At 33.3% G+C, this 14,641-nt stretch carries 6 protein-coding genes; 2 read left to right on the top strand and 4 right to left on the bottom strand.

What is annotated here, in order from left to right:
* Positions 1 to 21 precede the first annotated feature (21 nt).
* Together IM755_RS04340 and IM755_RS04335 are read right to left on the bottom strand one after the other, a co-directional pair.
* Entirely contained in the window at positions 22 to 3,345 is a 3,324-nt protein-coding gene (locus IM755_RS04340) for a zinc-dependent metalloprotease (protein WP_194093955.1), read from the bottom strand.
* Between the two features lie 120 nt (positions 3,346 to 3,465).
* Positions 3,466 to 6,300 (bottom strand): zinc-dependent metalloprotease, encoded by a 2,835-nt coding sequence (locus tag IM755_RS04335; RefSeq protein WP_194093953.1) that lies wholly within the window; start codon positions 6,298 to 6,300, stop codon positions 3,466 to 3,468.
* Positions 6,301 to 6,474: 174 nt separating this feature from the next.
* Between IM755_RS04335 and IM755_RS04330 the strand changes: the two genes are divergently transcribed.
* Together IM755_RS04330 and IM755_RS04325 are read left to right on the top strand one after the other, a co-directional pair.
* Complete coding sequence (locus tag IM755_RS04330; protein ID WP_194093951.1) at positions 6,475 to 7,407, top strand: bifunctional riboflavin kinase/FAD synthetase; 933 nt, start codon at positions 6,475 to 6,477, stop codon at positions 7,405 to 7,407.
* The gene (locus IM755_RS04325) at positions 7,404 to 8,702 is read left to right on the top strand and encodes an HTTM domain-containing protein (protein ID WP_194093949.1); all 1,299 of its coding nucleotides are present in this window, start codon (positions 7,404 to 7,406) and stop codon (positions 8,700 to 8,702) included. The genes IM755_RS04330 and IM755_RS04325 overlap by 4 nt, the downstream gene beginning before the upstream one ends.
* Positions 8,703 to 8,735: 33 nt before the next feature.
* Here IM755_RS04325 and IM755_RS04320 read toward each other — a convergent pair whose 3' ends face one another.
* Together IM755_RS04320 and IM755_RS04315 are read right to left on the bottom strand one after the other, a co-directional pair.
* Positions 8,736 to 10,124: a dipeptidase gene (locus IM755_RS04320; RefSeq protein WP_194093947.1), complete on the bottom strand. Its 1,389-nt coding sequence runs from the start codon at positions 10,122 to 10,124 to the stop codon at positions 8,736 to 8,738.
* A gap of 104 nt (positions 10,125 to 10,228) precedes the next feature.
* Entirely contained in the window at positions 10,229 to 14,572 is a 4,344-nt protein-coding gene (locus tag IM755_RS04315; protein WP_194093945.1) for a hypothetical protein, read from the bottom strand.
* Positions 14,573 to 14,641: the final 69 nt, after the last annotated feature.

The raw sequence follows: 14,641 nt of genomic DNA, 5'->3' as shown, positions 1-14,641 counted from the left end.
TTTATGAATTTATTGTTTTTTTTAATTTACTACTATTTTTTTAACTTCTTTTTTTGATCCATCCTGCACAGTAACTAGGTAAATCCCTGATTGAACATTATCTAACTGAAGAGTTTCGTTAAACAAACCAGTATTAGCATATGATCTATTGAAAATTTCTCTTCCTCTAATATCATGAACATTTACTTTAATTTCATTTCCAGAATTTGAAGTAAATTGAATATTAAAGTTACCATTATTAGGATTTGGATAAACAACTAAATCGTTAATCTGATTACTATTTGAGCTTAACGGTTGTGTAGAGCAAAAATTTAAACTCCAGCTATTTAATGTTCCTCCATCTCCTGAATATCCGTCGATAACAGTTAGCGTCCAAGTTCCTGCAGAATTCAATCCATTAAAAGTTGACAATGGTTGAGAAGGAACAACTACCCCTGACAGAGATGGATTACCAGCCCCACAAGCAACTACAGAACCAGAATCATCGATTGTGACATTCATGTTGTCATTGTCACCACATGGCTCAACTAATAAATCTAAAACTGTTCCTGAAGGACTTGTTAATCTAATTGTCAAATCTTGTATATATGTATGAGTAATATTTAAATTTACATTTAAATCAGTAATTACTACACCAGAAGCAACAGTTAAAGTTGAAGTTACTGTATTTGCATTATTACTTCTAATAGTTTTCGGAACATCAACACTTGAAGTTAAATTACAATTCGTTTGTCCAGTTTTAAAATTAAACGTAGCGCTATACACTCCTTCACAGCCAGCGTTTTTAGGCTTAACTCTCCAATAATAAGTTGTAGCATCTGCCAAACCATTTAAAGCATAGCTAGTCCCCACAACATTACCACTGTATATGATTGTTGTAAATCCTGCATCAGTTGCCACTTGAACATCATAAGATGTTGCAGCACCATTTGCCGGCCAACTTAACGTTAAAATTGTAGACTGATTAATTGCATTGTTAGCTGGTGAAGTTAAAGTTTGTGTGCCAAAATTCGAATTCAATATAGTTAAATAAAAAGGAACTGTCTTATTTACGGCACCTGATGTCGCAGTAACAATTATATTATAAGAACCTGGTGTAACACCAGCTGTATTTGTAATTGACATTGTAACTGTTCCATTTGCATTAATTGAAGCTGGAGAAAACGAAACCGTTGTACCTGCAGGATTACCAGTTGCTGCAAAAGTTGTTGTACCTGAAAAACCACTTAAAGCTTTGTAATCAATGCTAAATGTTGCAGTAGCTCCTTGACAAAAAGATTTATTTTGATCTCCTGCAATTCCATTAAAAGCTACAGCAAAAGTTGATGTTGCAGCAGCTATTGTAAAGTTTGTATTTGAAATATCAAAGAAAATATTACCATTCCCTCTAACCATAATTCTATTAGTAGTTCCTGGTAAGTTAGGTACCGTTATGGTTTCACTTCCATCATTTGGAACTCTACTTGCTAAAAGAATTGGATAAGTATTTCCTCCATCTGTAGACAAATAAATATCTACAAATTTAGTATTTACAGTTCCCGTGTCTGTACTTGCAACTGCCCATGTTACATTTTGATTTGTTCCTGGAGTCCAAGAAACAGCTGTGTTAGGAGCTGAAACTAAGAATGGACCTGCCGTTGAAGCTACAGTAACTTTCATATCATCATAACCCGTTTGTCCTACTTCTGGTGTACTTGAACTATATGGCGCGTTGTCTCTTACTGTAAGTCTAAAGTTCAAATCTCTCGCAACAGAACTAAGTGCTTCTACTAAAATGATCTCATTTCCTGTACCATTTGTTGTAGCAGAATTTGCTAAAATTGATGACAATCTCGGCATATAGCGATTCGGAGATGTTGATGGCAACATTGAAACCCAATTTGGACCAATTGTTTTTGTTGGACTTGCTGGACTACTTGCTCCAGCTTGACCAGTACCCGTAATTGCATCATTTTGTTCCCATTGATAGGTAATTGCATCACCATTAGCATCAGTAGCAGAACCTTCTAAAATAAAAGGAGTACTAATTGGAATGATATAATCTGCACCTGCATTTACTACTGGAGCAACGTTAGCTGAAGCAACAGAAACTAGAACTGGACAAGTTTTTGTGCTAACATTAGCTTCAAATTGATAAATATTGTATGCATGATAAGTATCAATTGAATGGCGAGCTACATCATAACTTGTAATACCAGCATAACCCATAATAGTAACTCCAGAACCTACTTCTCTTTGTGCAGGAAGAGTTTGTGCACTATGTGTAAACGAGTGATTCATACCCAATTGATGTCCTATCTCATGAGTAACATAATCAATATCAAAATTGTCCCCTTGAGGAATTCCATCTGCTGGAGAAGTAATTCCACTACCTTTTTGTCCATCAACACAAATACAACCAATACAGCCTGCATTTCCACCACCACCAGTTGCTCCAAAAAGATGACCGATATCATAGTTAGCTTCACCTATAACACTTGTTAATGTAGCTTGAAGTTCCCCATTCCAGTTTCCCATTTGTGCTGCAGCAGAATAAGGATCTGTTGCAGGATTATAGTAAATTACACTTGTTGTGTTAGCAACTAAATTTAAGTGTAATGCCAAATCTTTTTCATAAACACCATTACATCTTGTCATTGTTGCATTAAATGCAGCCATAACAAGACCTACTTGAGCAGCGCTAGTAGCTCCAAAATAATTAGCATATTCTGCAGTACAAGATTGTGCTAATCTCATAGTTCTAAGAGTAGCATCACTTAATCTTGATGTCACATTTGAATCAAATTTAGAAGATGTTTTCTCAAGAAACTCTTGATCCTCTGTAGTACACGTCCATGGTAATTTAGCTTTATCTCTTTTAGAACTATAAACAGCATAGATAACATTGTCTTGAGAATAAGATTCTATGAACTCATTTTCTCTATTTGCTCTAAACACTGTTGAAGAGATTCCTTGTGGAGAAATACTTAATTTCAAAAGAGATGATTTATCAGTAAGACTTTTTCCAGAAAAGGCTCTAATTTCAGGAAACTGAGCTTGTAACTCAGGCACAAAATTGGATGCCTCATACATTTCAAAAAGTTCCATTTCACCTCTAGTATTTGGAAGAGAAATGATTACACTTTTTTTACTAGTACTATTTACTACAGTAAATAATTCTTGTTTTAAAGCCGTTAAATTCAAAGTGTATAAATCGAACTCTTTCGGAAAAGTAATTCTATTTACACTTTTATTGGTTTCGATTTTACTTCTGTCATTTTGATAGCTGTTCCAAAATTTATTATTTTGAGCATTCAAAACAAAAGAAAAAAACACAAAAACAATCAATAGTAAATTTCTTTTCATTTTTGGTTAATTTAAGGGTTAATGAGCAAATATATAATTTTTAATATAAATTTTTAAATTTTATGCAAAAAAAAGAGAAGACTTACGCCTTCTCTTTAATTAAAACACTTAAAATTACAATTATTCAATAATAATTTTTTTCACTTCTTTTCTATCTCCATCTTGAACAGTTACAAGATAGATTCCAGATTGAACATTATTTAATTGAATAGATTCATTAAATAATCCTGAATTATTATAATTATTAGTAAAGATTTCTCTTCCTCTCATATCATGCACAACAATTTTAATCTCATTATTTGAATTTGAAGAAAATTGTACATTAAAGTTTCCACTATTTGGATTAGGATAAATAACAAAATTATCTAATCCGAAAGATTCACTCGCTAAAACTGCAACATTTACAGATTTACACAAATTGAAAGTAACTTTTTCTATAGTTCCAATATTACCATCTCCAACAGCAATATCTGTAAAGAAAATATACCAAGTACCGGTTGCTGAATTCCCATTAAAAGCATTAATTGCTGTAACCGAAGATGCAACTGGAGGAATTGTGTTTACTCCACTAGTTGGAGCTGCACAATTTAACACAGATCCAGAAGTGTCGAAATTTAAGTTCATATTTGCAGAACCATCACAAGAACCATTGAAGAATTGAGTAACACCTGTAGCAACATGAGCAGGTCTTACAGCTAAAAATACTGAACCAATATCAGGATGTGTTAATTCAACTCTTATGTTAGAATCTGTTAATGTAAATGCATCTGGAACAGAAACTCCATAACCAACAAACTGACCAGAATCTTCTGGAATATCTAATCCTCCAAAATTAAGAACATAATCAGTACATGAATTTTGTGGTTGGTATGTATAATTTCCAACAGCAAAAGATTTACTTATGTTGAAGAAGATATTTGAACTTGCTTTTACTTTAAATCTACAATCTGCACCTGAAACGCCCGCTGGTAAAGTTACTGACTGCGAACCATCATTAGGAGTTCCTGATAATAATGTATAAGGGAAAGTTAATCCTCCATCATTAGAAAATAAAATATCAACATTAGTTGCACCTGCAATAGTTTGATGACCTGTAGTAGCACTTGCAGTTCCCGTCCAAGTTACTGTATGAGTTGATGCTATTGCATAAACATCTGTATTTGCATTAGCAGGATATGACACTGTTAATGGATCTTTGTTAGCAACAGTAACAATAACATCATCAAAATTAGTTAAACCAGCACCACCTACAACAGAATTATCTCGTGCTGTTAATCTGAAATTTAATGTTCTAGCAACAGAAGGTAAAGCTTCAACTACAATTTCAGAACCTGTTGTAGTAGTTGAACCAGTTAAAACTGATTGTAATCTAGGAAATGTTCTTGATGATAAAGTTGTTGGTTGATAAGATCTAAAAACTGGACCAGCAGTCTTAGTACCTACTGGAACACAATCATTATCTCCTGCACTTACTGTAGAAATACTACATAAATTTCCAGCCCCTGAAGCATCGTCATATTGTTCCCAACAATAAGTTAAAGCCCCACCACCTGAATCAGTTGCAGACCCTGTTAATGTAAAAGGGGTACTCCTAGGAATGGTAAAATCTGCACCTGCAGCAACAACTGGAACTCCATGAGTTAAAGCTGTTTCTACATCACATGTTTTTCCTGCCATATTTGTTTGAACTTGATCAATACTACCTGCATGGAAATAATCATCAGAATTATTTTGAACGTCTTTACTAGTAATTCCAGCATAAGCCATAATAGTTGAACCTGATCCTGGCTCATAGTTTACAGCGTTATCTTCTGTAGAATGACTAAATGTGTGATTGGCTCCTAATTGATGTCCCATTTCATGAGCTACGTAATCAATATCAAAAGTATCTCCTGAAGGAATATTATCTCCTGGAGATGTGAATGCTGAACCTTTATTTTTATCAGTTGTTGACGCAGTATCATTCACACAAACACAACCAATACAACCCGCATTACCACCACCACCTGACGCACCAAATAAATGACCGATATCATACGCGGCATTATTAGTTGCTAAAGACGTTGCTGGTCCTGTAAGTGAAGAACTTAAAGTGTTTTGTAATTCCGCATTCCAAGCACCCGCAGATCCAGTAGCGGCGTCAGAATATGGATCAGTAGCTGGATTATAATAAATAACATTGGTAGTAGCAGCTACAATATTCATATGGATAGCAAAGTCACGGTTATTTACACCATTAACACGTGTCATTGTGTTGTTAAATGCTGTTAAAACTAATGCACTTTGTGCTGAACTTGTTGCACCAAAATAATTTGAATATTCTCCAACACATGATAATGCTAAACGAAAGGTTCTTAAGTTTGGATTACTTGCTAAAACTTGATTTCCATTTCTTCCTAAATTTGCAATCTGTTGTTCTTCTACAGTAAGACAAGTAAAAGGAGCTCTTTTAGTAACATTACTTCTGCTGTATACCGCAAAAACTGTTGCGTCTTGAGTATATGGCTCCATAAACTCAGTAGCTTTATCTGCTCTAAAAACCATTGTTTGAAGTGAATTAACACCAAAACTTAATCTAATTTGAGCGGTTTTATCGTCTAGTCCTTTTCCCGCATAAGCTCTAATATTTGGATACTGAGCTTGCAATTCTGCGTCGAAATTTGAAGCTTCGAACATTTCAAAGCGCTCTAATTTTCCATTTGAATTAGGAACAGAAATTACAACTCCTGTAGCTCCAACATCTCTTCTGTCTGGCGCAGAATAAAGTACTTGTTTCATACTTTCAAGATTAAGTTGAAACAGTTTAAATTCTAACGGAAAGCTTTCTCTGGTAACACTCTTGTGTTTTACCATTCCTTCTTTGTTTGAAATCTCTTTCCATAATTTATCAGTTTGTGCGTTTAACACAAAACAACTAAACAATGAAAAAGATAAAAATAGTAATTTTTTTTTCATTTTTGGTTAAATTTAATACCTACAAAAATAAAAATAATTTTTTTAATTGTGATAAATTATTAAAAATTAACACAATATCAACTAATTCCAATTGCACTTTAAGACGTTTAAATAATCCAGCCATTACTTTTCTATTTAAGCAAAGTCAAATATCTTTGCAGAAACAATCACATTTTGAAAACTAATTTTTCAGCATATACTTTTAAACAATTAAAGCCCTCAATAATTACGATAGGCACTTTTGATGGCGTTCATTTAGGTCATCAGTCTATTTTAAAAAAATTAGTTGAAGCAAAAGAAAATGGTTCATACGAAACCCTATTGCTCACCTTTTTTCCCCATCCTAGAATGGTTTTACAACAAGATAGATCTATAAAACTTTTAAATACAATTGATGAAAAGGCTACTTTATTAGAAAAATTTGGAATTGATAATTTACTAATTCACCCCTTTGACGAAGCTTTTTCAAATTTATCTGCCGAAGAATTTGTAAAAGATATTTTAGTTGAAAAACTACGTATACATAAAATTGTTATTGGTCACGACCACCGCTTTGGCAAAAATAGAACTGCCGACATTAATGACTTGATAACCTTTGGAAAAAAATATGGGTTCGAAGTAGAACAAATTAATGCAAAAGAAATTGACGAAATTGCAATTAGTTCAACTAAAATTAGAAAAGCTTTATTAGAAGGAGAAATTCAATTAGCCAATCAATATTTGGGCTATTCTTATTTTATTACAGGAAAAGTTGTTGAAGGTAAAAAAATAGGCAGAACCATTGGTTTTCCAACTGCTAATATTAGAATAAAAGAAAATTATAAATTACTTCCTAAGAATGGCGTTTATGTTGTATCAAGCCAAATAAACAACAGGAGTTTTTACGGAATGATGAATATTGGCCATAACCCAACACTTGGTGAGAATGAACAATCAATTGAAGTTCACTTTTTTGGTTTAAACGAAAATATATACAATAAAGATTTAGAAATTTCTTTTTTAGAACATATTCGAGATGAACAAAAATTTAATTCAATAACAGAACTTCAATCCCAACTTGAAAAAGACAAAACATTTTCACTTGACTTTGTTAAGAATTTAAAATGAAAATATTATTCCAAGAAATAGATAACAGTCCGTTAATTGTTTTCCGAATCTTCTTTGGATTTTTAGTTGCTTGTGAAAGCTTTGGAGCTATACTTACTGGATGGGTTAAACGTGTTTTTATTGATCCTCAATTTACTTTTACTTTTATTGGTTTTGAATGGCTACAACCTTTTCCTGGCAATGGAATGTATTTTTATTTCATTACAATGGGAATTTTTGGCTTGGCTATTATGCTAGGTTATCGATATCGAATAGCCATTATTTCTTATACTTTTTTGTGGGCTGGCGTGTATTTTATGCAAAAAACAGCCTATAACAATCATTACTATTTATTACTTTTAATAAGTTTCCTGCTGATTTTTCTTCCAGCAAATCGATATGCTTCTCTAGATGTAAAGCAACAAAGAGTGAAAGAGGAAAAAACAATGCCTTATTGGATTAGTCTTCTATTTATAGTTCAAATTGCTATTGTTTATGTTTACGCATCCATTGCTAAATTTTATCCAGATTGGTTAGACGGAACTTTTACTAGAAACTTACTTGTAAATTCTACTGAAATAATTACCTTAAAAAAGCTTTTTCTCCAAAAATGGTTTTATCTCTTTATCGCCTATATGGGAATTATTTTTGATTTACTAATTGTACCTCTTCTTCTTTTCAAAAGAACTAGAATTATTGCATTAATAGCTTCTTTATCTTTCCATCTTTTTAATGCAGTTTTCTTAGAAATTGGCATTTTTCCTTTCTTTGCTCTAACTTTTGCTTTATTTTTTTACGAACCTGAAGCCATCAGAAGAATATTTCTTATAAAGAAAACAAGTGTTGAAAATGAAAATTTGCACCAAAATTTCTACGGAAAAAGAATTGTTTACTTTTTGATGATTCCTTATATAATTATTCAACTTATACTTCCGCTTCGTCATCATTTTATTGAAGGCGACGTGTTGTGGACAGAAGAAGGACATCGATTAAGTTGGCGTATGATGCTTAGAGAAAGAAATGGATACATTATCATTAGATTAAAAGATTTAAAAACCGGAAAAGAATCAATTTATAATTACGGTAAAGAGTTAACAGAAAAACAAGCACTGAACTTAGCAGCCAAACCCGATTTCATTTGGCAATACTGTCAAAGAATAAAAGAGGAATACAAAGGAAAACCCATTGCTATTTATATCGATTGTAAAAACAGTATCAATCGAAAAGAATATAAAACCTTGATTGATCCAAAATTTGATATGGCTAGTGCAGAATGGAGTCATTTCAAACATAATGAGTGGATAGTACTTCATTAAAACAATAAATCCCGATTTTCATCGGGATTTATTTTATTTACTCATTTCTGTGAAATACTTGTAAAACAATGGAATCGTTTCAATTCCTTTCAAATAATTGAAAACCCCAAAATGTTCGTTTGGAGAGTGAATAGCGTCGCTATCTAACCCGAAGCCCATTAAAATGGTTTTACTCTTTAATTCCTTCTCAAATAGCGCTACAATAGGAATACTTCCACCTGATCGAACCGGAATTGCAGGAACTCCAAAAGTTTCTGTATACGCTTTGTTAGCTGCTTGGTATCCAACACTATCAATTGGAGTAACATAACCTTGTCCACCATGATGCGGTTTTACCACAACTTTCACTGATTTTGGAGCGATACTTTCGAAGTGTTTTTTGAATAATTCCGTAATTTCTTCCCAATCTTGATTTGGCACTAAACGCATCGAAATTTTTGCAAAAGCTTTACTTGCGATAACCGTTTTAGCTCCTTCACCTGTGTAACCACCCCAAATTCCGTTCACATCTAAAGTTGGACGAATCGAATTTCTTTCATTGGTAACATAACCAGTTTCTCCGTAAACATCTTCGATATCTAAAGCTTTTTTGTATTTCTCTAATGAGAAAGGTGCTTTTGCCATTTCGGCTCTTTCTTCAGTAGATAATTCTTCTACTTTATCGTAAAAACCAGGAATCGTAATATGATTGTTTTCATCATGTAACGAAGCAATCATTTTGGTTAATACATTAATTGGATTCGCTACTGCCCCACCGTATAAACCTGAGTGTAAATCTCTATTTGGCCCGGTAACTTCAACCTCAACATAACTTAAACCTCTTAATCCAGTTGTGATTGATGGTTGTTGATTAGAAATCATTCCAGTATCCGAAATCAAAATCACATCATTTGCTAGTTTTTCTTGATTTCTTTCTACGAACCAACCTAAACTTTTTGAACCTACTTCTTCCTCGCCTTCAATCATGAATTTTACGTTACATGGTAAGCAATTGTTTTGAATCATATACTCAAACGCCTTCACATGCATGTACATTTGTCCTTTGTCATCGCAAGCGCCACGAGCAAAAATAGCTCCTTCTGGGTGAATTTCTGTCGTTTTGATTACAGGTTCAAAAGGAGGCGATGTCCATAACTCCATTGGATCTGGTGGTTGCACATCATAATGTCCATAAACCAAAACCGTTGGTAAATTTTTATCGATGATTTTTTCTCCATAAACAATTGGGTAACCTGGTGTTTCGCAAAGTTCTACGAAATCGCAACCTGCTTTCTCTAAACTTGCTTTAACTGCCTCGGCTGTCAATACTACATCGTGAGCATAAGCGCTATCAGCACTTACAGATGGTATTTTTAAAAGTTCTATTAATTCGTTTAAAAAACGTTCTTTATTTTCTTGAACGTATTGTTTTATATTGTCCATTGTGATTGTTTGATAAAGTTCAAAAATACAAAATTGATTTCAAATGAAATAAAAAAAGCCCAATCTTTAATTGATTGGGCTTTGAGAGATAATTTATTTTCAGTTTAAAAAACTATTTTCTTAGTTACTTTAGCTCCGTTTTCAAGTGTTACTTGAACTAATAAAGCAGTATTATTTTTTTGAATTTTAGAAGTCTCAAATGAATTAGAACTCATCACATTAGAATCAAAAAGCAATTGACCCAAAACAGAATAAACTTTAACATTAGCAATTAATGCTTTATTTGACACAACTTGAATCGCACTATTTGAAATTACCATAACTTCATTATTTAAAACAAAATCATTGTTCCCTAATGTTTCATTATTATATCGCAACACAAATCTATTATTCAATTGACCTGCAATAGCAGAGAAAGCATATGGCGCTTGTCTTAAATCATGAATAATATTTAAATCTTTATCCTCTAAATAAATTGGCAAATCAGAAGCAACACCATCTAATGCAGCAATAGCAATTGAATAATTACCGTTGGCTACAATATTAACACCTAAAGTCACTCTATCATTGATGTCAATTGGATACGATTTACCTTGTATAGTTAACAAATCGTCTTCTAATAAAGAATAAATTTTCATGGTTAGCCCAGCCGCAGTAACGGCATCAAAAAGACGATCTTTTGCAGTAGTTGCACCTTCTGTATATCCTACTAATGTTCTATCGGAATTATTACTACTATCTACAATGTCCAACCAAATTCTTGAAGCTACTAAATCTGGATTTTCTTCTCCTTGAGCATTTCTATAGAACTGATTGTTAGCATAAGCAGCACTTCTTAATGCGTTATTAAAAGTAATATTTTGAGTTGCTGCGGCACCATCATTCATTTGTACAAAGAAACCTTGTCCACCTGCAATGTAACCATTAAAACCAGCAGGACCACTTACAGTTCCTAAACCATTATACGTTATATAATCTGCAGGTGTATAATTTGATGGAGAAGTTCCATAAAAAGGTGATGAAATTGCTGAAGACGGCAAACTAGTATGCGTCCACAAACGAATTGCTCCTTCAATATTAGTATTTAAATTCAAGAAATCTAAAGCACGAATAGCTGACGGATATGGATTACCGATTAAATTCCAATTGTCATCAAACTTAGTTATTTGAGTTCCGTTAGTACCATTATAATTTGCCCCAGTAAAGCTCCCTCTAGAAATAGGAATTGTAATAATACCATTATTTGGAATTCCGTTATTAAAAGTTGCTGTAAAGTTCTGAGCCGTATTTGTAAAACTTTCTGGACCCTTAACAATATATCCTTTTCCTAAAACCATAGTTTCTCCATTTGCGGCGTTCCAATTACCGAAACCTCCATTTGCATTAACAACAGTTGGATTCCATTTAAAAATAAAAGATGAATTTGTAGCTGGTGAAACTCCATTAATATTAAATGTACTAATAGGTGAAGACCAATACACATAATCACTTTTACGAATTGAAACTGTTCTCTCGTATGAAATATTTCCTACGTTAACAGCTGTATCATCAATTTGAACTAACGAACCATTATTTAACACATTTAATGTTCCGTTTACAGTAATATTTCCAGAAACGGAAATATAATTATTAGCTCCAATATTTGCTGTTCTTCCAGCATTTACTGTTAAACTACAACATTCGAAACTTCCATTTGTTGCTGTATTATAATTACCATCTATTACGGCAACTTTCTTTTTATTTGGAGTACCATTATTCCAAACTGTTCCATTCCAAGTTGTCGTTGAACTTCCGCAAGTCCAAAACTCACCTGTGAACATTCCTCTTCCAAAAGTTGCTGCTAAAATTGTATTATCTGAGTTTCTATAATCAAAAGATAATACTTTAACATCTTTCATTCCGTTATTTGATTGAACCCAATTTGGAGATGCAGCATTAAAATTTGTAGTAGCCCAAACTCCTAGTTCTGTCCCTACAATTACCTCATTTAAAGCAAAAGGGTTTTGTAAAATACATTTAACTGGCAAATTAGGTAAATTTCCCTCTTTATTTTGCCATGTCGTACCACCATCAGCAGTGTACCACACACTAACTACACCATAATTATGAAACGTTACGAAAATATCATTTTCAGATTGTCCATATCTGATATCAGAAATAGCTCCCACCCATGTTGCATCACCAATAGAAGCCCATGCAGGAGTTCCATTTGCGCTATTAAGTCTTAGCAATCTACCATTTGCTAGCCCAACTAAAAGACGGTTTGCAGTGTATGGAGAAGGCTGTAAATAAGTTGGAATATCATTTAACAAAGCATTAGTCAAAGTAGCTTGTGTTGTTAAATTAGCTCCAGAGAATCTATATATTCTATAAGTTGTCCCGTTTGTTCCATTTGTGTATAAAATATTAGAATTACTATCATAACCACTTTGATTAACAAAATCTCCATCTGCAGTATTGTTAACAATAGTATTTAATGCATTACCATTCATATCTTTTCTATAGTAAACATTATATACATAAGAAGAAATCATAAAATCATCTTGCTTATCAATAAAAACCCAACATCCATCTCCACCAGAAACAGCAACAGAAGAAGCAGGCGACCCCGGAGCGTTGTTAATAAACTGAGAACCATTATCCTGTGCTCCTGCTAATAATTTTTGTGTAGCTCCAGTTTGGTTGATGGCTGCTTTATAAAACTGAGTAACATTTAAGCCGTTATTTCTTGATTCAATTGAAGTCGCTCCAACAGCTCCTGTATTTGAATAAAATACACCTCCATCATTTCCTAATACTAATCGAGATGAATTTGCAAAAGCAATACAATGGTGGTCAGCATGAACTAATGGTACGTTTAATGCAGCTAAGTTATTATTATTAGACCACTTTGAAATTTGGGTAAAATTTACCCCTCCATCAGCAGTTCTAAATAAGTCAATTCCACCGATTATCAATGTATTATCATTATTAGGGTCAATACCTATTAATAAATCGTAAAAACTTTGTCCTCTTGTAAAGTCATTTGCAGGAATTCCAGTGTCAACGTCATCTGGAATTGTTCTAAAAGTTGGTGCGGTAGCAAAACCGTCAGTCGTTACAGCAAAACGAGCTAAATCTCCTGTCCCTGAATTATTTTCTAACAAAACGTATAATTTATTAGCCGTTTGTTTAGAAGCTACAATTTCTACTCTACCGTTATTTCCTAAATTTCTAACATTTGTCCATGTACCTCCGTTTGTGGTAGAAAAAACCATTCCTCCAGCAGCTCCAAAAGCATAACTGTATTTTGTTCCCATCCACAATTTACCATCTGCGCCTACTGCGAATTTATTTGGAGCATAAAATTGGTTAGATGCATTTTTAAGTGCTGCTAAATTTAATCTTGCAAAGTTGGTTCCATCTGTACTTCTGTATAGACCTATTGAATTAGATCCCAAGTAAGTAAACCCTGCAGTTCCACCAGAAGCCGCAGTTACTTCTTCAGTATATGCCATAGCATCAACTCCAATAAAAACTTCTGTTTGATTTGTTCCTGGATTATTCCAAGCTACTATATCTTGAATGTAAACAATGTTATCCGCCACATTAGCAGTTGCAGCGCCAAAAATATTTACCCAGTTTTGGCCACCATCAGTTGATTTATAAACACCATTTCCGTTTACAGCTCCCCATGTATATACTTCACCTGTACCTAAATACATAATATTGGTATTATTAGGATCAACAGTAATACATGAAACGGCCAAATTTCCTGGCACTCCATTAACTTGTTGCCATTGCGAAGCTGCAGATGTTATGTCGTTATTAACCCACAAACCTCCACTAACACCGCCAGCAAAAACTTTTGTTGTACTACCAGGAGCAAACATTAATGTTCTTACTCTACCTCCAACATTATTTGGACCTCGTTCTACCCATGCATTATCTACAGCATCACCAGGCACTCTACCTGTAAGCTCAAGTGTTTGTAATGTTTTTTGTAATTGTAAAGTTGCTTCTGGTTCTGGTCTTTCTAAATAAGGATTTGCGGTATATAACCACTCTTGTTCATAAAAAGCATTAGGAGGCAAAGACAACTCTTTTCTCTCACTTTTAGATAATTGCTTGGTTTTAGCAAAAGGGTGATTACGAAGAAAAGACGCATATTTCTTCTTTAATTGTTCAATAGAGTCTAATTCTTTTGAAGAAAGTCGATATTCAGTTTTATTTTCAGCAATAGTTTTGCTTTTTGATCGATTTTTTGAAAAACCAACTTTAGGATGAATCGCTTCAGAAGTTTTAGAAGCTTCAATTTTTGAATCTGATTGTACATTAGAAGTACTTACTACAGATTGCTCAATTCTTTGTTTTTCAGTCTCTTGTTTCTCATTTTTAATAGAGCTTAAAAAAACAAATGCAGCAGCAGCTATTACAAAAGCTGATGCGTAAAGTAATTTTCTTTTCATTTTAGGTATGATTGGGGATAACAAATATAGAAAAATAACCTAAAAAAACAAGATAACTTAAATAAAAAT

This window comes from Flavobacterium proteolyticum (genome assembly GCF_015223105.1).
Taxonomy (GTDB): domain Bacteria; phylum Bacteroidota; class Bacteroidia; order Flavobacteriales; family Flavobacteriaceae; genus Flavobacterium; species Flavobacterium proteolyticum.
Note: the sequence above shows the minus strand (reverse complement) of the source record. Positions and strands in the feature narration are given on the sequence as shown.